Source organism: Natrialba magadii ATCC 43099 (assembly GCF_000025625.1).
Taxonomy (GTDB): Archaea; Halobacteriota; Halobacteria; order Halobacteriales; family Natrialbaceae; genus Natrialba; species Natrialba magadii.
Genome location: NC_013923.1, coordinates 206,560 through 226,288 on the forward strand (window position 1 = coordinate 206,560; position 19,729 = coordinate 226,288).

Below are 19,729 nucleotides of genomic sequence, written 5' to 3' on the forward strand. Positions count from 1 at the left end.
TACCGATACTCACTCCGCTTTCGCAGTTGGTCTCGATCCCTCACGAGATGGACTGTCGGTCGTCACGCCGACAAGTCGCCCGTTGCAGCAAGTCTGTCCACTGCGTGTCGACTCGAGTACCCCGCGTAGTGAGCCTGGTTGCCAGACCGGTCGTCGATTCCGACAGCGCACAGGTCGTCACAACTGGGATGCGACACCGATGTGTTCACCGAGAGTGTGGGTATGGCCGCTCCGAGGTGTGCAGAGAGTAGCGACCAGAACCGATGATCAAATTCCGTGCTGGTGATACCAGCAATCCGAACGGTCATGTGAGGGGTCCTACGACGATTTGCCATTTAATACACCCACTAACCTCTACGGTTACTGACCTCTCACGGCCCGGGTGGTGGTACCGGTACCGCCGAACCGAGACTCGGTGTGTGGGACAGAAACCGAGACTCGACGCGCGTACAGGTTCCGTTTCGCCAGCTGCCGGCGGGTGGCTTTATACTGTCGGACAGAAGTCAGTGAGGAACCGGTCGCGAAGTCGCGGCCGTCCCCCAAGGTGACGGCCGCAGTAGCGCGACCAGTCTTCGAATGGTTCTGTCCGGCAGTATTAGGAGTCTCCGTGATGAATACCGGACCGATGTCACGATCGATCCTGGTCCCACACGACGGCTCGACAAACGCACAAGCTGCGTTCCGGTACGCTCTCGAGACCTTTCCGAACGCCCGAATCGTTCTCTTCCACGCGATCGATCCGTTCGAGGTGACAGCGTCTGACGAGCAGCTAGCGCCGTTGACCGACGACTGGCTCGACGAGCAACGGTCGCAGGCCGAGCGACTCCTCGAGGACGCGCAGGCGAACCTCGAGCTGGATGGCCACGACGATGACGGTAACAGGAACGAGCGACTATCGCGAGTCGAAATCGAGACCGAGACAGGGGTCGGCTCACCGGCGCAGGTTATCGTCGCCGCCGTCGACGAGACGGATACCGATCAGATCGTGATCGGGAACCGTGGCCAGAGCGGTGCAGCCGGAGCGCGAATGGGAAGCACGGCCGAAACCGTCGTTAAACGGTCGGACGTTCCGGTGACAGTTGTCCGCTGAGACGACCCCGTCGTCGTTCGGGACCAGTGGCCGCTGGCCCGTCGGAACGATCACCCCACCCACAAACCGCTACGACGATCCGTATGACACTGTCTCGACGCTGCTTCTTCTTCCATATCGCAGCACGGGAACGAAGGGGAACAGCAGGGTATCGTCCCTATACAGCCCGACGCCTCACATCGACGCCATCCAGATTTATTTAGCTGCACGGCCGATTCACTAGCGTATCACACTCGAGTTCGAGTAGGTGGACTGGGAGCACCCAGTACCGTCCACGGCGATACGTCGATCCGTCGATCACTCGAGCGGATACGTACAGCAGACCACACCATATCACCCGACTATGAATTACAAAGCGTTCATCGGCCAGGTCCAGCACAGACTCGAATTCGCACAACTCGGACAGGCAGTCAGAGCAACCCGGGCGGTGTTGACGACGCTCGGCGAGCGCTTACACGAGGGTGAAGCGACGGACCTCGCGAGTCCGTTACCGATGGAGATCGATCGCTACGTGACCACCGCCGAACACGGACAGCGCTTCGACTATCAGGAGTTTCTCGACCGTGTTGCAGACCGCGCGAACGTTGACCGCTCAGACGCCAATTATTACGCCCAACAGATCGTCGCGGTCGTCGCTGACGTGGTCCCACCTGGAAATATCGAAAAGATCGAGAACCAGCTTCCGGATGACTTCAACCCGCTGTTCGATCTGATCAAAACACAGGAAACGGAGCAGTGATGAGTTACGTCGTCGTTGATCGGGGATCACCCTGAACGAGGGTCACTGTCCGCGGGGATCGGCGGGCGACCCGTTCCGCAACCGAGCCGAGAAGCCGCGCCCTGAGCGAGCGGCCGTGGGCGCCCAGCACGATCTGATCGCACCCGTTCGTTTCGGCGTACTCGAGTATCGACTGTGCTGGTTTCCCGTCCGCGGTTGCTGTCTCGATCGACGGTCCCAGTTCGTCGGCGATTGTAGTTGCCGATTCGAACACCGCCTCGGCTCGCTCTTCGCGGTCGGTCAGGATCGCTTCGAGATACGTTCCCTCGACTGCCGACCGAGGGCGGTCGAACGGGAGTGACAAAGCGTGAAAGACGGTGTGGGTGGCGTCCGGAAACGTCTCGAGTGCGTATGCGAGTGCGGCGTCGGCCTGTGCTGAACCGTCCACCGGGATCAGAACGTCACCGGGAAGGTCGCGGTCACGAATGGCTGTCGTCGATTCGGGGACGAGTGTGGTCGAAACGGGTGTCCGCCGAACGACGGCCTCGCTCACGCGGCCGAGAAACGGGCTCGTAATCGGCGATTCGCCGTGACTACCGAGGACGATGTGATCGACGTCGTCAGTCGCGAGGGAGAGAATCTCTGTGTGTGGCGTTCCGGTTCTGCGTACCGTCTCTATTTTGCGCCCGCGATCGGCGGCGCGGCTCGCTGCACGCTCGAGAACCTGGTCTCCGCGCTCCTCGGCGCGTTCTATGGACGTCGTCTGGGAACCGACGGCTGCCTCGTGATCGTGTGTGGGGTCGACGACGTACAGGGCCGTCAGTGACGCATCAGGAAATGATGTGAGACAATACTCCAGTCCGGCGTCGGCGTGATCCGATCCGTCGATCGGAACGAGGACGTGTCGTGGCATGGGTATGTGAACGTAGCTGATCGGTGGGAGTCGTCGGATTCTCCGGGTTCTCCGGGCTGTCCGAGTTCTCCGGATCTTTGGAGTCTTCGGATATCCCGGACGCTTCCCAGTCAGTCTTCAACGGCAACGCCGATAAAGACACCCCGCGACCACATTGCTTTGCACTGTCCAATCACCGTCGTGGCCAACACACGCTCGGGTCGTTCTTCCGGAGTGAGTACGTGAGTGGGGATTGTGTTCTCGCTGATTCGGCTAGCGGATACCGACCGGCTGAGTAGGGTCGGCTTATTCAATGACTCGAACGGGCACGGCAGTGCCACAATCAGTCACCGAGACAGTTCTGACGGTTCCGCTCGTGGTTCGACTATTGTGACCAGGGCCAGCGCCGTGACCACATCAATTACCCTCTCAACTACCCAATAATTATTCATCATCCCGTCGTAGTCCGAGGGCATGGACTCGTCGCGACCAAACATCCTCCTGATTCACGGCCACGACCTCGGCCAATACCTGGGCTGTTACGGCGTCGATATCGAGACGCCGAACATCGATTCCCTCGCCGCCGACGGTGCCCTGTTCGAACGCCACTTCGCGACCGCCCCACAGTGTTCTCCCAGTCGCGGGAGTCTCATGACCGGCCGCCACCCACACGTCAACGGGCTCATGGGCCTTGCCCACGGCGATTGGGAACTCCACGACGACGAACGGATCCTCCCCCAGTACGTGAGCGACGCCGGCTACGAAACGCACCTGTTCGGACTCCAGCACATCTCCCAGGACACGGACCGACTCGAGTACGACCGCGTTCACTCCGAGGGGAACCTCTATCCGGGCGTCTCACCGGCGGTCCATCAGGCGAATCGAGCCCGTAACGTCGCGTCGGTCGTTTCGTCGTTCCTCGATGCATCGGCGTACGAGGAGCCGCTTTTCGCGTCAATTGGGTTCTTCGAGTGCCACCGGGCCGAAGAAGAGGACGGGCGATTCGGGTTCGACGCCAATTACTACGGGGCCGACGACCCGGATACCGTGCGGCCGTTACCGTATCTTCCGGATAGACGGGGACACCGACATGACCTCGCCGAAATGCGCGGGATGATGTATGCGGTCGACGAGGGCATTGGAACGATTCTCGACGCGTTGGACGAGAACGGACTGACAGAGGACACGCTCGTCATCTTTACGACTGAACACGGAATTGCGTTCCCACGAGCGAAAGGGACGTGCTACGACGCGGGAATCGAGGCGGCCCTCGTGATGCGGTACCCGGGCGTCATTACCGCCGACGAGCGGTACGATGAACTCATTAGCAACGTCGATGTCTTGCCGACGGTCCTCGATCTCATCGATGTCGATGTTCCCGAAGCGATCGACGGCCGGAGTTTTGTCAATCTGATCACCGACGACGGCGACTCGTACGCGGAGCGAGAGCGGATCTTCGCTGAAATGACCTGGCACGACATGTACAATCCGGTTCGAGCGATCCGAACGGATCGGTACAAGTACGTCCGAAGTTTCTGGCATCTCCCTACTGTCTACCTCCCGACGGACGTATTCGTGAGCGAATCCGGCCGCGAAGTCCGTGAAACTGACGGGGTTCCACCACGCCAGTACGAGGAACTGTACGACCTCCGAGATGCGCCGCAGGAAGACGACAACGTCGTGTACGAACCCCGGTATCAGGACGTTCGCCAGGACCTCTCTCGAGAGCTGTACGAGTGGATGGACGAAACGGACGATCCACTTCTCGACGGGCCCGTCCTGCCGGGCGATTATGACGAGATCCAGTCGTGGCCACACGAGTCGACGTAGTCGCGTAGTCGCGTAGTCGCGTAGTCGAGACGAATCGCCTTTCCAACGTGCGTGACAACATAGCCGATCACGGTATCTGCCGATCACGGTATCTTCAGGGTATCAGGTCCTCAGATCCTCTATCCTCTATCCTAGATCCTATATCCTCATGAGGAAGACTGATCGGTCGCTGGATCACGGTCGCTGGCAGTAGCGAGTTCGAGAACGAAACTCGAGGAAGAGACGATGTCGCCGATGCCGACCGTTCCCACGGGGTCGGCGACGACGCGATTGGGGCAAGCGGCGACCGTCGGTGTCGAGAGGACGCCGTCCTCAGCCGTCTCCTCGAGGTGATCCGCGAGGAGTTCGATCGCGTCCCGGCCTGCCGCCGACGGCTCGTACTCCAGACCGGTTTCGAGATCGTCGGGAGACGTGATGTTACCCAGTGCGGCTTTCGTCGCCGCGTTGACGGCGGAAAACTCCAGACCGCGTGCGACCGCGTCCGGGTGGGGGTACGACTCCATTACAGCGAGGTGGTACTCCATCGCGTGTAACTGGATACAGCCGACGCCCAGGTCGTCTCGGATCGCGTCGAGCATGCGGTAGTGGGTGAGAATTTCCTCGGGTTCGAACGGCGTCGCTTCCGACGGGGCCGTCTCGACGACCGCGAGGTCGGCGTCGTCGTGCAGGAGCGTGAGTTCGTGCGTGTCCGCGCCGACGACGTCCGCCTCCGGCAAGATCCACTCGTACATGCTCTCCCGGAGGTCCTCATCGTGGGTCACCGCGTACTCGATGTGGACCTGCAGGTCGTCCTCGCTGCCGGACCGAAGCCGACGGATTACGTTGCGGGCGTGGCGGTGGGCCTGCTCGTAGCCCTCCTCGACGTGGTCTGGCGTGAGGTTGTGATAGCCAGCGAGCAGTGCCCCATCGACGACCTCACCGACCTGATCCACGTGGGCGTCGAGATCACCGGTGACGAGGTCGAACTCCGGCGGCCGCGAGGCCGCGATGAACCGCGTGTCTTCGGTCGCGCGGACACCGAACAACTCGTCGTCGACGCGAAACTCGAACACCCAGTTAATCTTCGTCCGATCCGTGTTGACCGCCTCACGCAATGGGATACACTCGATCTCATCGTCCTTGACCTTCGGGTACTCCACCGCATCGGGGTGGTCGAACATCGAGAGCTGTCGCTCCGAGAGCAGGTACGTGTACGTGATCGGAGCGGCGCCGAGTGACGAGACGAGATTCGTCATGATCCCCGTCTGGCCGCCCATCTGCTGGTTGTCGGGCTCGAACTCCGCTTCGAGCGTCTCGGAAAACTCGTCCGTCATCGCGACTTCGTCGCCCCGTCCGGCCGCCATCGTGTGTGTAATCGCCGTTGCAAGGTCGCGTTTCGAATCCAGGGGGCTCGGCGGCTGTCGCTCGCCGGGGTCGGACGGCCGGTCGAGGTACGATTCGACATCGTCGTCGACTCGAACGATTGCGTCGACGTTCGCGTTGTACGCGATGAACACCGGAAGCCCGTCCAGTGTTTGAATATCGGACGCTAACTGTGCGTACTCGTCCATCATGATACGGGGTGCTCCCAGCGCCAGTGAGTTAATGGTATGCGTGCACCGTTCGAGCGATTTCGACGCTCGAACGACACATCTCGGAGATCTGCTATCTCCGGCGTCCGTCGTCCACAGTTCGCCGTCTGCCTCACCCAATCGCGGCTTCCAGGCGCTCGACCAACTCGGGGTTACCGACGTGAAGTGGAACCCGATCGTGCAGGTCGGTCGGCTCGACATCGAGGATCGATCGACTCCCATCGGAGGACCGACCACCGGCCGTCTCGATGATGTACCCGATCGGATTCCCCTCGAACTGGAGCCGAAGCTTGCCGTTGGGGCTGTTCTCGAGTGCAGGGTAGGCGAAGATGCCGCCTTTCGTAAGGACCTGATTCACATCGTTGATCATCGCTCCGCTGTAGTGGCACTCGAGTGCGAGCTCGTCGTCGGTCTCGATGCCACGGGCGAACTCGTGAAAATCGTCGATCCAGGTCGGGACGCGGCCGCCGAATCCGTAGACGGTGGGGGTCGCTGGAATCGTGACGTCGTCGCGGATGACGGTCCGGTCTCCATCAACGAGTGCGTATTCGGTGACGGTGCCGTCGTGTGCGACCATCATCGTCGTCAGCGGCCCGTAGAGAACGTAGCCCGCCGCGACGAGGGCTGTTCCGGGGGCTGGGAGGGATGCGTCGTAGATCCCGAAGACGGTTCCCATCGTGTTGTTCGACGGTAGGTTCGAGGTGCCGTCGACTGGATCAGCAGCGACGGCGAGGCCGTCGGGAGCGAAGTCGACGGGATCAGCGCGCTCCTCGCTGGCGTACTGGGCGACGCCGTCGATCGACGAGAGCTGATCGGCGAGCAACTCGTCTGCGAAGACATCCGCCTCGAACTGTGTTTCACCGCTCGGGTTCTCGCCATCGGCTGTTACTCGCCGGTCGACGAGGCCGTGATGAATGTCACTCGCTGTTTGTGCGACCGTTGCAACGACGCGTTCGACTGCGGACGTTGTGTCGGTCATGTCTCCTGGGCTAGCGTGTGATCACTCGCGAGAAGTCGTTCTCGTCCGGGACGAACGATCGAGGTGTCGTCGGTCGTGTCAACCGCGTCGATCGGTAGCATTCGCCGAGTTCTCCACCAGGGAGCTATAAACTGTTTGTGGTGGGGACAGTGAGAGTCGTCCATCCATTCAACCGTCCAACCGTCCTTCCGCGCGGCCTTTGACGCGTACCCCCGTCGACTTATTACCATGCGTGTGGTCAGCATGCCTGATCGATGGAAGCAAACACGTTCAGCCGATGGTTAGACGACGTCAGTAGCGCCGATTCGGGAGCCGTCGGTGGAAAGAGCGCGAACCTTGGCGAACTCGCCACCCTCGACGTTCCCGTCTTACCGGGGTTCACCACGACTGCTACCGCGTACGAGTATTACATCGAGCAGACGGGTATCCAGGAGGCCATCGACTCGGAACTGGCCGGACTCGACGTCGAAGACGTCGCGGATCTGCAACAGCGTGGGGAGCGAATTCGAAGCCTCATTTCGGATGCCGAGATGCCCGCAGAGCTAGCGTCTGCGATGGTCGACCGGTACGACGCGCTGGCAGCTCAGCTGGAGATCGACGATCCCGAGGTTGCCGTCAGAAGCTCTGCGACCGCTGAAGACCTGCCAGATGCGTCTTTCGCGGGCCAACAGGAGACGTTCCTGAACGTCGCCGGGACGACGGAGCTACTCGAGTCGCTCAAATACTGCTTCGCGTCGCTGTTTACCGACCGGGCGATCGTCTACCGCGAGACGAACGATTTCGACCACCTCGACGTTAAACTCGCCTGTACAGTCCAGAAGATGGGGCGGGCGGATCTGGCGTCTTCGGGGGTGTTGTTCACCCTCGACCCAGACACCGGGTTCGAGAACGTCGTCGTGATCGAGGCGGCCTACGGGTTCGGCGAGCCCGTCGTTCAGGGGGTCGTCGACCCCGACAGGTACGTCGTCTTCAAGCCGACAAACGGCATCGTCGAGAAAGAACTGGGCGGGAAGACCCAGCGAATGGTCCGGCGCAACGGCGGCACCAAGCTGGAGTCGGTTCCCGACGAGGATCAGGACGAGTTCGCACTCTCGGACGACCGAATCCGAGAACTCGCGACGTACGCGACTCGTATCGAGGACCACTTCGACACCCCCCAGGACATCGAGTGGCTCGTCGACGGCGACCTCGACGAACTGTTCGTCGTCCAGGCCCGGCCCGAGACGGTCCACGGCGCGGCCGAAGGGAACGTCATCCGCACGTACAGCATGACGGAGAGCGCCGACGAAATTCTGGATGGGATCGCGATTGGCAACGCCGTGGCGAGCGGCGCTGTGCGCGTCCTCCAGGACCACCGGGAGATGGACCGCGTCGAGGACGGCGACATCCTCGTCACCGAGATGACGGACCCGGACTGGGTCCCCGTGATGAAGAAAGCGAGCGCAATCGTGACCGACCGCGGCGGCAAAACATCACACGCGGCGATCGTCTCCCGGGAACTCGGGGTCCCCGCAATCGTCCGAACCGGTAACGCGACAGCGACGCTGTCGAACGGCGACCCCGTGACGGTCGACTGCTCGACCGACATCGGCCGAGTCTACGAGAGTGAACTCGAGTACGAGGTCCGCGAGGAGGTGGTGGACGACCTCCCCGAGACGGATACCGAGGTCAAACTGATCCTCGGCGATCCGGCGCGGGCGTTCGCGCTCGCGAATCTCCCGGTCGACGGCGTCGGACTGGCGCGCGAGGAGTTCATCGTGACATCCCACGTCGGCTATCACCCCCTGGAACTGCTCGAGCGCGGCGAGGAGGAGCGCTTCGTCGACGCGTTGCAGACTGGTATCGCGAAGATCGGTGCCGCGTTCTATCCGGACGACGTTCTCTTTCGGCTCAGCGACTTCAAGACCGACGAGTACCGCAACCTGGAGGGTGGGTGGAAGTACGAACCGGAGGAGGACAACCCGATGATCGGCTGGCGGGGGGCGTCTCGCTACTACGACGAGGCCTTTCGCGAAGCGTTCCGACTCGAGTGTGAGGCGCTCCGGCGGGTCCGCGAGGACGTCGGGCTGGACAACGTTACCGTGATGGTCCCGTTCTGTCGGACGCCCGAGGAGGGCGAGCGCGTCCTCGAACTGATGGCCGAGTACGGCCTGCCGCCGGAGGAGATGGACGTGTACGTGATGGCGGAACTGCCCTCGAACATTGTGCTCGCGGATCGGTTTTCCGAGCTGTTCGACGGTTTTTCGATCGGCTCGAACGACCTCACGCAGTTGACGCTGGGTGTCGACCGGAATTCGGAGCAACTCGCACCGCTGTTCGACGAGGCAGACGACTCGGTCACGCGATCGATCTCGTCGTTGATCGAGACGGCACACAGTCACGACCGACCGGTCGGTATCTGCGGCGACGCACCGTCGACGATTCCGGAGTACGTCGAGTTCCTGCTCGAGGAAGATATCGATTCGATTTCGGTGTCGCCGGACGTCGCTATCGAGACGCTGCTTACCGTTGCCGAGTTCGAGGATCGTGATTCGTGATTCGTGATTCGTGATTCGTGGTTTTGGGATCCGGATTCAGGGGCCAGGTTCCAGGGGCCAGGATCCCGGATTCTGGATTCGTAGTTCGTAGTTCGTAGTTCGTAGCTCGTAGCTCGTAGCTCGTAGCTCGTAGCTCATAGCTCATAGCTCGTGGATCGCAACCACAACTCCATGAAAGGTTTACCACCAACGTCGTGGGAAGTCGGGTCTGTGACTCGTATGAGTTTGAGCATGAGCAAGAGCAGGAGCCAGAGTACGACCCAGGTACCGACTCACGTCTGCCACGTGACCAACGCCGAACAGCGCCCGTCGGCAGGTGCTGACCGATGAAAGCTGTCGTCCTCGCTGGCGGGTACGCCACGCGCCTGTGGCCGATCACGAGACACCGCCCGAAAATGTTTCTTCCGCTTGAAGAGACGACCGTCATCGAACGCATCTACGCCGAACTCGAGACCGCGGATCGCATCGAGGAAGTCTACGTGAGCACGAACGAACGGTTTGCCCCGGAGTTCGAGGCACAACTGGCTGACAGCGACTACGAAAAACCGCAGCTCTCGGTCGAAGAAACCCGCGCCGAGGACGAGAAACTCGGCGTCGTCGGCGCACTCGCTCAACTGGTCGACCGCGAGGGAATCGACGACGACCTGCTGGTGATCGCCGGCGACAACATCGTCGACTTCGCGATCGAGGACTTTCTCGCGTACTACGATCGAAAAGACGCACCGGTGATCGCCGCCTACGATGTCGGCTCGCCAGAGCGGGCAACCGCGTACGGCGTCGTCGATCTCGAAGACGACCGCGTAGTCGACTTTCAGGAAAAGCCCGACGATCCACCGGGGACGCGCGTCTCGATCGGCTGCTACGCGTTCCCGCAAGACGCACTCGAGTTACTGCCGACGTATCTCGAAGGGGGCAACGATCCCGACGAGCCGGGCTGGTTCGTCCAGTGGCTCCAGTCGCGGGAGCCGACGTACGCGTACGTGTTCGATGGGGCCTGGTTCGACATCGGCACGCGGGAGAGTTATCTCGACGCCGTTGCCTGGTTCCTCGACGGTGGCACACGCGTGGCCGACTCGGCGACACTCGAGAACGCGATGCTCGGGTCGAACGTCCACGTCATGGCGAACGCGACGCTCGTCGATACCGACGTCGAACGGTCGGTTATCTTCCCGGACGTGACAGTTGAGGGGACGACCATCCGCCGGTCGATCGTCGACGAGGGCGCGGCTCTCGAGGGCGTCGATCTTCACGACGCGATGATCGGTGCGTACACGCAAATTCCGGACGCTCCAGACGCTCCAGGGGAGTGAGTTGGGAACTCGCTACGGCGACTCAGCGCTGACTGGCACGCAAAACACCGGGACATCGGCTTGTCGGACGACGTTTTCCGTGACACTGCCGAGGAACCACTGCCCGATTCCGGTTCGGCCGTGCGTTCCCATGACGATCAGGTCGGCGTCGCGTTCGGTTGCGGCCGTGAGAATGACGTCCGCTGGTGATCCTGTCGTGATCGTTCCGGTGATACTGACACCGGCGTCTGTGGCCTGCTCCCGAACTGCCTCGATCGCGTCCTCGCCGCTTTGCTCGAGCGCGTCGAGGAGTTCATCTGGCGTTTTCGCTCGGGAGAGGCGACTCGTCTCGGCGGAGTACACGGTGTGAACCATCGACTCGAGTCGACTCGCCAGCGCGATCCCCCAGTCGGCCGCGATGGCTGCTCCGTCGCTCCCGTCCGTCGGCAAGAGGAATTCGTCGAAAGCGATCTCGTTGATCTCGGACAGGTTGGCCTCCGGAGGAACAACGAGGACAGGCGTACGCGCCGTCCGGAGGACGTTCTCGGTGACGCTGCCGAGGAGAACCCTGTCTACTCCGTCCCGACCTTTCGTCCCCATGGCGATGATGTCGATCTCGCGTCGTGTAGCGTACTCCCGGATCGATTGGAACGGCGTTCCACGTTTGACGGTGGTCGTTACCTCGAGATCTTCGTCGTAGGATCGCACCATGTCCGCGATGGTCTCCACTGCGGCTTTCGCATCGTCCTCGAGTGACGCGTACATAGACTCCATCGCGTCGGTGATCCCCTCCAGATCACTGCGAACGGCGACGACCGAGAGAACGTGCACGTCCGCACCGGTTTGCGATGCAAGCGCAATTGCGTGTTTCGCTCCTGCGAGGGCGCCCTCACTGTCGTCCGTCGGTATGAGTATCGAATCGATAAGCCGGGTCATGGCAATCTATCTCTTCCTTCACCGCTAGAGCGGATAATGGTAGGGGGGCGAAAGACTCCGATGACGGCCACGGACTCACTCGTCTCATCACTGGTCATACTCCAGTTCGTCGGCGAGTACGTCCAGCAACTCCACGAGTTGCCGGGGCAATAGAAAGTGCTCCTGAACATGCTCTCGTGCGTTCTCGCCGAATCTCGCCCGGCGCTCGTCGTTCTCGAGGAGGTCGACGACGCGCTCACCGGCGCCCGTTGCGTCGTCAGGCGCAACGAGATAGCCGGTCTCTTCGTCGACGATTTGTAGTGGGATGCCGCCGACGTCCGATCCCACGACTGGTGTCCGTTTCCAGAGCGCTTCCGAGACGACCAGGCCGAACCCTTCGCGGAGCGACTTCTGAACGACGACGTCCGACTCACGCTGCAAGACGTTCACGCCTATATCCGACAGATCGGTCAACACGTGGACGTTCGGATCGGTAGCCGCCTCTTTGGCGACCTGTTCGTACAGTTCCAGCCCCTCCGGGTCGTCCCCGGCCATCCCGCCGACGAGCGCTAGCTGGAGGTCCGCCACGTCCTCGCTGGCACGGCGGTACGCCTCGAGCGTGCCAAACTGGTCCTTCCACGGATCGAATCGGGAGATCTGCGTGACGAGCGGGTCTTCGAACGAGAGCGGGTCCAAGCGATCACACATCGTTGCGATCGTTTCGGCCTCGAGCGATCGATTCTTCTCTGCGACCGGATCGATCGATGGATAGATGATGCTCGTCCCCGGAACCGCGGTTTCGCCGATGTAGTCGGACCGACTGAAGATTCCATGGTCGACCTGCGCTGTATACTCCGAGACGAACGCGAGGTACTCGGCGGTCGGATCGGTGAGGTCGATATGACAGCGCCAGACGATCACGGTTTCCGGCATCATCTCTTCGAGCTGGTCGAGCATGCCAAGCGGTTGCGGGTCGTGGATCACGGCGAGATCGTACTCCTCACCGTGGTCCGCGAGTTCGCGGGCGTTTTGCTCGTTGACCGTTCGATAGGTCGCTTTCATGTCTTCAGTCAGCGGAGGACCGCTCCCCTGGAGCGCGTTGTGCATCGCCTTGGTCACCTCGAAGAACTCGTCGTCGGCATCCATGACGAGCCAATCTGTGTCGATTCCGAGGTCGTTACAGACAGGAACGATCGATCGCAAGAGTTCGGCAACCCCGCCGCCAGTCGCAGTCGAGTTGACGTGCAGGATACGGCTGTCGGCCAGCGTGTCGGCCAGCGACCGAAGCCGTTCGAGACGATCTCTCCCCGTCACGTCGGTGTACGCGTCGAACGTTTGATCTGAAAGTGATGGCGCGTGCATCGTTCTAGCCGTCCTACAACGACCGGTAGTATCAGTTGTGGGGGGTGCTCAGTACTCCGTCTCAGAGCAGCAGTCCGTCTCAGAGAAACTCGACGACGCCAGCGGCGATCTTGGCTTCGGCGCGTCGGAGGTGGTGATCGACGGTTCGCCGACCGATTCCCACGCTGTCGGCGAGTTTGGCGGTTGTCGTCTCCCGCGGGATTTCGTAGTAGCCACGTTCGTACGCGAGCAGAAAAATTTCTCGCTGGCGCTCGGAGAGGTCTGGAACGGATGACGCCGTCGAGAGCACCGGTGTCTCTGCCGGAACGGCGTCGAGGTCGTACTTCGAGTCGACGGTAACAGCGTAGTCGGCGGCGATATCGCGGTAGAACGCGCTCAGGTTTGCACCGTCTATAGCGAGCACGCGGACGACTTTCATCCCGTCCTCGTAGCGAAGCGGTGGAACGAGGAGACAGCCATGTGCTGAGAGGTACGACTCGATGTAGTCGTCGCCGTGCTGTTTCAGACAGTCGTCGGTGATAATCGTCTGCGTCGTCTCGTCCTGTTCGATTCGTTCGCGAACGCCGACCTCGTCGCTGACGCGGTCGACGACAGCCGTCTGCTGGTCGCCCGTGACGTGAAGCAAGTCGCAGTGATCGTTACACCACAGTTCGATGCTGGTGTTCGTTCGAGCCGTCGACTGTGCGTACGGACTGCCGCCGTCGATCCGGAACACGCCCACGTGCATACCAGCAGTTGTCGCACGCGAGGACTTAAACCCATAGCCGTATGGAAACACGATCCTCTCGGACAGTGCTAGTGACTAGACTGGTATGACCACACCCACACAGGAGCCGACGAACGACGGCGAGGCCGACGACGCTGCACACGATATCGGCACGCCTTCCGAACAGTGGCAGGAGTACCAGGGCGCACCCACAGGCACGGAGATCGAGTGCGAAGGGTGGCGACAGGAAGCCGCACTCCGCATGCTCAACAACAACCTCGACCCCGAGGTCGGCGAGAAACCCGAAGAGCTCGTCGTCTACGGCGGCACCGGCCGAGCAGCCCGAAGCTGGGACGCCTACGACGCCATCCTCGAGTCGCTCCGAACGCTCGAAGACGACGAGACGCTCCTCGTCCAGTCCGGCAAACCGGTCGGACGGTTCACCACGCACGAACGCGCACCGCGCGTTCTCATCGCGAACTCGAACCTCGTCGGCAAGTGGGACGACTGGGACCACTTCCACGAACTCGAGTCGAAGGGACTGATCATGTACGGCCAGATGACCGCCGGCTCGTGGGCGTACATCGGCACCCAGGGAATCATTCAAGGAACCTTCGAGACGCTCGCGGAGGCCGCCAGACAGCACTTCCCCGACCGTGATGGGCTTCGCGGGACGATCACCGTCACCGCCGGCCTCGGTGGAATGGGCGGTGCCCAGCCGCTCGCTGTGACGATGAACAACGGCGTCTGTATCGCGGCTGAAGTCGACGAGGACCGGATCGACCGCCGCCTCGAGACGGACTACTGCATGGAGAAGACCGACGACATCGACGAGGCACTCGAGTTAGCCCAGGCTGCAGCAGCCGAGGACGAGCCGCTGTCGATCGCGTTGCACATGAACGCGGCAACGATGTTCGACGAACTGCGTGAGCGGGAGTTCGTACCGGATATCGTGACGGACCAGACGAGTGCGCACGACGAGCTTGAGGGATATTACCCAGCTGGCTATTCTGTTACTGAATCAGAGAGGTTGCGCGAGAAAGACCCCGAAGCGTACGTCGAGGAGAGCCTCGATACGATGGAACGACACGTCGAGGGAATTCTCGCGATGCAAGCGCGCGGTGCGGTCGCGTTCGAGTACGGGAACAACATCCGCGGACAGGTAGAAGAGCACCGAAATATGGACGACGCGTTCGACTTCCCCGGCTTCGTTCCGGCGTACATCCGCCCGCTGTTCTGTCGCGGCAAGGGCCCGTTCCGCTGGGTCGCTCTCTCCGGCGACGAATCGGATATCCACCGCACCGACGAGGCCGTCAAAGAGTTGTTCCCGGAGAAGGAGCATCTCCACCGCTGGATCGACCTCGCACAGGAGCAGGTCTCGTTCCAGGGACTGCCGAGCAGGGTCTGCTGGCTTGGGTATCAGTCCGCTGATGATCCTGGTGACCTAACAGAACGAGCACAGTTTGCACTTCGGATCAACGACCTCGTCGCCGAGGGTGAAATCTCCGCGCCGGTCGTCGTCACGCGCGACCATCTCGACGCGGGCAGCGTCGCGAGTCCGAACCGGGAGACAGAGGCCATGCGAGACGGCTCCGACGCCGTCGCGGACTGGCCGATTCTCAACGCCTTGCTCAACGCGTCTGCGGGCGCTGACATCGTCAGCGTCCACGACGGCGGCGGCGTCGGCATCGGCAACTCGCTGCACGCCAACAATCACGTCGTCCTCGACGGCTCGTCGCTCGCCGCCGAGAAGGCCCGCCGCGTGTTCACGACGGACCCCGGCATGGGCGTCGTCCGCCACGCCGACGCCGGCTACGAGGAGGCACTCGAGGAGGCGGCCGAATCGAACGTGCATGTGCCGATGGCAGACGCAAAAACACAGGAGGACAAGTAATGCAAACGACATCGTCCAACATCGAGTGGGCCTCGCGCTCGAGTGACCCTACCGACGAGACGTTCGGCGAACTCGTCGAACCAGTCGCAACGGACGATCTGGATAGCGTCAAGGCAGTGCTCGTAGGTGAGCCGTTCGACGCGGCAGTCATCGGCCGAACGGGTGCGAGCGAGGGACCAGACGCGATCCGCGACTCCCTCGCAGGCGCGAAAACGCACCACTTCGACGCCGGCCCGTGTTCGGCGTTGCAGGTCGGTGACTACGGCAACGTCTCCCTCGCAACTGCTGAGACGGGAACTCCAGCAGCAACCGACGACACAGAACTCACAACAATCCGATCCGCCGTCGAACCCGTCGCTCGCGCCGTTCACGACTCGAGTGCAACCCCGATCTTCCTCGGCGGCGATAACTCGCTGACAGTGCCCAACGTCCGCCCGCTGCTGGAGCGTGGCGACGCCGTCGGCGTCATCAACCTCGACGCCCACCTCGACGTTCGTCACGTCCACGACGGCCCGACCAGCGGGACGCCGTACAGGGAGCTACTCGAGTCCGGCCTGGACACCTACACCTGCGTCGGCGCGCGCCACTTCGAGACGTCGACGGCGTACGCCTCGTTCCTCGAGGGGCAGGGCGGCGAGATTGTCACAGCAGCGTCGGTCGGCTCGGATCTCGACGGCGCAGTCAGCCGGGTACTCGAGTCCGTTGCGGACGTCGATACGGTCTATCTCAGTATCGACTGCGACGTGCTCGATGCGGTCCACGCACCGGGGGTGAGCGCGCCGACGCCCGGCGGGCTAACTACCCGCGAACTGTTCGAACTGGTTCGGCGGGTTGCGAGCCACGACACCGACCGCCTCGCGGGCGTCGAAATCGTCGAATGTGCGCCGCCGCTGGACGAGGGTCAACGAACGGTGACTGCGGCAGCCAGAACAGTTGCACACGCGCTTGTGGGACTGGTGCAGGCATCCGGAGGTGAACTCCGATGACCGCCGCCGACGCCGTCATCTACGGTGCGTCGGAACTCGTGGTGGGGCCGGCCGCAGGTACAGCTGAGGGCTCCCACCCCGGCGCTGACGGATCGCCGGCCGACCCGGATGCTGTACTCGAACGGATCGAAGACGGCGCAGTCGCGATCGCGGACGGCAAAATCGTCGCCATCGGTCCGACTGACGAAATCGTTGCAGAGTACCCACCGGAAAGCGCAGCCGAGGCGATCGACGCAAGCGGGAAAACGATCCTCCCCGGCTTCGTCGACAGCCACACACACGCCGTCTTCGCCGGCGACCGCTCCGACGAGTTCGCCGCCAAACTCAGGGGCAAACCGTACCAGGACATCCTCGCTGAGGGCGGCGGCATCCTCCGAACCGTCCGGGCGACACGAGCGGCGAGTGATGAGAAGCTACTCGAGTTACTCCTCGAACGTCTCGATACGATGCTCTCGTTCGGCGCGACGACGGTCGAGGTGAAGTCGGGCTACGGACTGGATACGGAGACGGAGCGGCGGCTACTCGAGGTCGTCGGCCGGGCAGCAGAGATGCATCCAGTTCGCGTCGTTCCGACGTTTATGGGCGCACACGCAGTCCCGGAAGGCGAGTCGACTGCCGACTACGTAGACCGGGTCATCGAGGATCAGTTGCCGGTAGTGGCGGAGCACGCAGTCTTCTGTGATATCTTCTGCGAGGAAGACGTCTTTTCGGTCGAGGACTCGCGACGCGTGCTCACGGCCGGACGGGAGCACGGACTCGAACCGAAGATCCATGCTGAGGAGTTCGCCCACCTCGGCGGCAGTCAGCTCGCGGCGGAGCTGAACGCCGTCAGCGCGGATCACCTCCTGCAGGCGACCGAATCGGACGCGACGGCCATCGCAGACGCGGGCGTTGTCCCGACGTTGCTGCCTGGAACTGCCTTCGCGCTCGGCACCGAGTATGCGGAACCGCGTCAGTTCCTCGCGGCCGGAAGCGAGGTCGCCGTGGCAACGGATTTTAACCCGAACTGCTACGCGCCGGGAATGGAGTTTGCGCTGACCCTCGCCTGCGTTGGCATGGGGCTCTCCCCCGCAGAAGCCGTCCGCGCCGGCACCTACGGCGGCGGACTCGCGCTCGGTGCCTCTCGCACAGAAATCGAGCGCGTGCCGGCCGGCTGTGGCACGCTTCGCGAGGGCGCGCCGGGCGACCTGCTCGTCCTCGATGCGCCATCGCACGCTCACGTCCCCTACCGGTTCGACGAATCGGTCGTCGAACGGGCGCTAATCGGTGGCGAACCGGCCTATCGCTCCCGCGCCGATTCGGAGGTGGACCGATGACCGTCACCCTCGACGGCGACTCGCTGACGATCGAGGAGGTCGTTGCCGTCGCTCGCCACGGGGAGGCTGTCGAACTCGCGAGCGAGGCCCGCGAGCGCGTTCGAACCTCTCGAGAGCGAGTCGAGGATATCGTCGAGGCCGGCGACCCGGTGTACGGCGTAAACACCGGTTTCGGCGAACTCGTCGACACGCAGGTCCCACGAACCGAGGTCGCGGAACTGCAGACCAATCTCGTCCGGAGTCACGCCGCCGGCGTCGGCCGCGAACTCAGCCGCGAGGAGGTTCGGGCGATAATGGTCACGCGGCTCAACGCGCTCCTCGCGGGCTACTCTGGTATCCGCCTTCGTGTGGTCGAACTGCTCGCGTCCCTGCTCAACGAGCAGGTCCATCCGGTCGTCCCCTCGCGTGGGAGCCTCGGCGCGTCGGGCGATCTCGCACCGCTCGCACACCTTGCACTCGTCCTGATCGGCGAGGGCGAGGCCGATGTGGCGGTCGATTCGTCGGCTGACGGCGGATCCGGCGGCAGTTCCGCTGCACCCGAGTCCGAGCGCCTTCCCGGTGACGAGGCGCTCACAGCAGTGGGACTCGAGTCGGTCGGCCTCAAAGCGAAGGAGGGACTCGCGCTCATCAACGGCACCCAGTTGACGCTCGGACTCGCGGCCCTGCTCGTCGCCGACGCCGAGCGACTCTGTCGCGCGGCAGACGCCGCTGGCGCGCTCACGACGGAGGTGACGATGGGGACGACGGCTGCTTGCGCCGAGCCGCTCCACGAGGTGCGACCGCACGCGGGTCAGGCGACGAGCGCGCGCACCGTGCGACGACTAACCGCTGACTCGGACGTCGTCGAATCACACCGCAACTGCGACCGGGTGCAGGATGCCTACTCGATCCGCTGTCTGCCACAGATCCACGGCGCGGTTCGAGACGCCGTGGCTCACCTCCGCGAGGCCGTCGAAATCGAACTCAACAGCGTCACCGACAATCCGCTCGTCTTCCCGCGGGCGGCCTTCGACGACCGCGCCTCTGGGACGGACCAGGGTGCGGTCGTCTCCGGCGGGAACTTCCACGGTGCGCCGCTCGCTCATCGACTCGACTACCTCATTGCGGCGCTGACCGACCTCGCCGCCGTCGCCGAACGACGGACCGATCGACTGGTGAACCCGAACCTCCAGGAATCGCACCTGCCGCCGTTCCTCGCCCAGCGCTCCGGCGTCGAATCCGGGCTGATGATCGCCCAGTACACCGCCGCTTCGCTGGTCAACGAGTGTCGAAGCGTTGGCCGTGCGGCGACCGACAACACGCCCGTCTCGGGCGGTCAAGAGGATCACGTCAGTATGAGCGCGACAGCGGCGGTCAACGCGCGGCGAGTGCTCGACCGTGCTCGCCAGGTCGTCGCCACCGAACTCCTCTGTGCAGCCGAAGCCGCCGAGTACGTCGACGAATCGCTCGGATCTGGAACCAGTGAGGCCTACGAGACGGTCCGTGAAGTCGTCCCGCCGTTGACCGGCGACCGTCGACCGGACGCCGACATGAAGGCAGTCGACTCGCTGATCGAGACCGGCGTGCTCGACGACGCGGTCGATGAACTCGGTGCTGACACCCAGTGACGATTCGGCGACAGACAAAATCTAATCGGTCCAGAAA

Annotated in this window: 15 protein-coding genes; 9 read left to right on the forward strand and 6 right to left on the reverse strand. The window is 62.7% G+C overall.

Going from position 1 to position 19,729, the window contains the following annotated elements:
- Positions 1–625: 625 nt before the first annotated feature.
- Together NMAG_RS18425 and NMAG_RS18430 are read left to right on the forward strand one after the other, a co-directional pair.
- The gene (locus NMAG_RS18425) at positions 626–1,090 is read left to right on the forward strand and encodes a universal stress protein (protein WP_004214319.1); all 465 of its coding nucleotides are present in this window, start codon (positions 626–628) and stop codon (positions 1,088–1,090) included.
- A gap of 343 nt (positions 1,091–1,433) precedes the next feature.
- Complete coding sequence (locus tag NMAG_RS18430; protein ID WP_004214320.1) at positions 1,434–1,829, forward strand: DUF2267 domain-containing protein; 396 nt, start codon at positions 1,434–1,436, stop codon at positions 1,827–1,829.
- 4 nt (positions 1,830–1,833) lie between these two features.
- Here the strand turns inward: NMAG_RS18430 and NMAG_RS18435 are convergent, their stop codons facing one another.
- Positions 1,834–2,721, reverse strand: a complete 888-nt coding sequence (locus NMAG_RS18435) for a universal stress protein (protein ID WP_004214321.1) — start codon at positions 2,719–2,721, stop codon at positions 1,834–1,836.
- Positions 2,722–3,174: 453 nt separating this feature from the next.
- On the opposite strand from NMAG_RS18435, the gene NMAG_RS18440 reads away from it, so the two are divergent.
- Positions 3,175–4,530, forward strand: a complete 1,356-nt coding sequence (locus NMAG_RS18440) for a sulfatase family protein (RefSeq protein WP_004214322.1) — start codon at positions 3,175–3,177, stop codon at positions 4,528–4,530.
- Positions 4,531–4,676: 146 nt separating this feature from the next.
- On the opposite strand, the gene NMAG_RS18445 is transcribed toward NMAG_RS18440, so the two are convergent.
- Together NMAG_RS18445 and NMAG_RS18450 are read right to left on the reverse strand one after the other, a co-directional pair.
- Positions 4,677–6,083 carry an ADP-dependent glucokinase/phosphofructokinase gene (locus tag NMAG_RS18445; RefSeq protein ID WP_004214323.1) on the reverse strand — a complete coding sequence of 469 codons (1,407 nt, stop codon included), beginning with the start codon at positions 6,081–6,083 and terminating at the stop codon, positions 4,677–4,679.
- A 130-nt stretch (positions 6,084–6,213) separates the two neighbouring features.
- Positions 6,214–7,080, reverse strand: a complete 867-nt coding sequence (locus tag NMAG_RS18450) for a class 1 fructose-bisphosphatase (RefSeq protein WP_004214324.1) — start codon at positions 7,078–7,080, stop codon at positions 6,214–6,216.
- 254 nt (positions 7,081–7,334) lie between these two features.
- On the opposite strand from NMAG_RS18450, the gene ppsA reads away from it, so the two are divergent.
- A complete protein-coding gene (ppsA, locus tag NMAG_RS18455) occupies positions 7,335–9,617 on the forward strand; it encodes a pyruvate, water dikinase (RefSeq protein WP_004214326.1) in 2,283 nt (760 codons plus the stop codon).
- Positions 9,618–9,943: 326 nt separating this feature from the next.
- Complete coding sequence (locus NMAG_RS18460; RefSeq protein ID WP_004214327.1) at positions 9,944–10,927, forward strand: sugar phosphate nucleotidyltransferase; 984 nt, start codon at positions 9,944–9,946, stop codon at positions 10,925–10,927.
- A gap of 12 nt (positions 10,928–10,939) precedes the next feature.
- Here NMAG_RS18460 and NMAG_RS18465 read toward each other — a convergent pair whose 3' ends face one another.
- The 3 genes from NMAG_RS18465 to NMAG_RS18475 form a co-directional block, all read right to left on the reverse strand.
- A complete protein-coding gene (locus NMAG_RS18465) occupies positions 10,940–11,842 on the reverse strand; it encodes a universal stress protein (RefSeq protein WP_004214328.1) in 903 nt (300 codons plus the stop codon).
- Positions 11,843–11,929: 87 nt separating this feature from the next.
- On the reverse strand, positions 11,930–13,183 hold the full coding sequence (locus tag NMAG_RS18470; RefSeq protein ID WP_004214329.1) for a glycosyltransferase: 1,254 nt from the start codon (positions 13,181–13,183) through the stop codon (positions 11,930–11,932).
- Between the two features lie 79 nt (positions 13,184–13,262).
- Positions 13,263–13,910, reverse strand: coding sequence for a helix-turn-helix domain-containing protein (locus NMAG_RS18475; RefSeq protein ID WP_004214330.1), 648 nt, complete (start codon positions 13,908–13,910; stop codon positions 13,263–13,265).
- A gap of 85 nt (positions 13,911–13,995) precedes the next feature.
- Between NMAG_RS18475 and hutU the strand changes: the two genes are divergently transcribed.
- Genes hutU through hutH form a run of 4 tightly spaced genes read left to right on the forward strand, consistent with a single transcriptional unit; the run spans position 13,996 to position 19,692 of the window.
- Positions 13,996–15,783 (forward strand): urocanate hydratase, encoded by a 1,788-nt coding sequence (gene hutU, locus NMAG_RS18480; RefSeq protein ID WP_004214332.1) that lies wholly within the window; start codon positions 13,996–13,998, stop codon positions 15,781–15,783.
- Positions 15,783–16,769 carry a formimidoylglutamase gene (gene hutG / locus NMAG_RS18485; RefSeq protein WP_004214333.1) on the forward strand — a complete coding sequence of 329 codons (987 nt, stop codon included), beginning with the start codon at positions 15,783–15,785 and terminating at the stop codon, positions 16,767–16,769. The genes hutU and hutG overlap by 1 nt, the downstream gene beginning before the upstream one ends.
- Positions 16,766–18,085, forward strand: coding sequence for an imidazolonepropionase (hutI, locus tag NMAG_RS18490; RefSeq protein WP_004214335.1), 1,320 nt, complete (start codon positions 16,766–16,768; stop codon positions 18,083–18,085). The genes hutG and hutI overlap by 4 nt, the downstream gene beginning before the upstream one ends.
- A complete protein-coding gene (gene hutH, locus NMAG_RS18495) occupies positions 18,082–19,692 on the forward strand; it encodes a histidine ammonia-lyase (RefSeq protein ID WP_004214337.1) in 1,611 nt (536 codons plus the stop codon). The genes hutI and hutH overlap by 4 nt, the downstream gene beginning before the upstream one ends.
- The last annotated feature ends 37 nt before the right edge of the window (positions 19,693–19,729 follow it).

Bases quoted from the DNA above. Each gene is read 5' to 3' on its own strand.
- NMAG_RS18425 (WP_004214319.1), top strand. From the start codon at position 626: ATGTCACGATCGATCCTGGTCCCACACGACGGCTCGACAAACGCACAA.
- NMAG_RS18430 (WP_004214320.1), top strand. From the start codon at position 1,434: ATGAATTACAAAGCGTTCATCGGCCAGGTCCAGCACAGACTCGAATTC.
- NMAG_RS18435 (WP_004214321.1), bottom strand. From the start codon at position 2,721: ATGCCACGACACGTCCTCGTTCCGATCGACGGATCGGATCACGCCGAC.
- NMAG_RS18440 (WP_004214322.1), top strand. From the start codon at position 3,175: ATGGACTCGTCGCGACCAAACATCCTCCTGATTCACGGCCACGACCTC.
- NMAG_RS18445 (WP_004214323.1), bottom strand. From the start codon at position 6,083: ATGATGGACGAGTACGCACAGTTAGCGTCCGATATTCAAACACTGGAC.
- NMAG_RS18450 (WP_004214324.1), bottom strand. From the start codon at position 7,080: ATGACCGACACAACGTCCGCAGTCGAACGCGTCGTTGCAACGGTCGCA.
- ppsA (WP_004214326.1), top strand. From the start codon at position 7,335: ATGGAAGCAAACACGTTCAGCCGATGGTTAGACGACGTCAGTAGCGCC.
- NMAG_RS18460 (WP_004214327.1), top strand. From the start codon at position 9,944: ATGAAAGCTGTCGTCCTCGCTGGCGGGTACGCCACGCGCCTGTGGCCG.
- NMAG_RS18465 (WP_004214328.1), bottom strand. From the start codon at position 11,842: ATGACCCGGCTTATCGATTCGATACTCATACCGACGGACGACAGTGAG.
- NMAG_RS18470 (WP_004214329.1), bottom strand. From the start codon at position 13,183: ATGCACGCGCCATCACTTTCAGATCAAACGTTCGACGCGTACACCGAC.
- NMAG_RS18475 (WP_004214330.1), bottom strand. From the start codon at position 13,910: ATGCACGTGGGCGTGTTCCGGATCGACGGCGGCAGTCCGTACGCACAG.
- hutU (WP_004214332.1), top strand. From the start codon at position 13,996: ATGACCACACCCACACAGGAGCCGACGAACGACGGCGAGGCCGACGAC.
- hutG (WP_004214333.1), top strand. From the start codon at position 15,783: ATGCAAACGACATCGTCCAACATCGAGTGGGCCTCGCGCTCGAGTGAC.
- hutI (WP_004214335.1), top strand. From the start codon at position 16,766: ATGACCGCCGCCGACGCCGTCATCTACGGTGCGTCGGAACTCGTGGTG.
- hutH (WP_004214337.1), top strand. From the start codon at position 18,082: ATGACCGTCACCCTCGACGGCGACTCGCTGACGATCGAGGAGGTCGTT.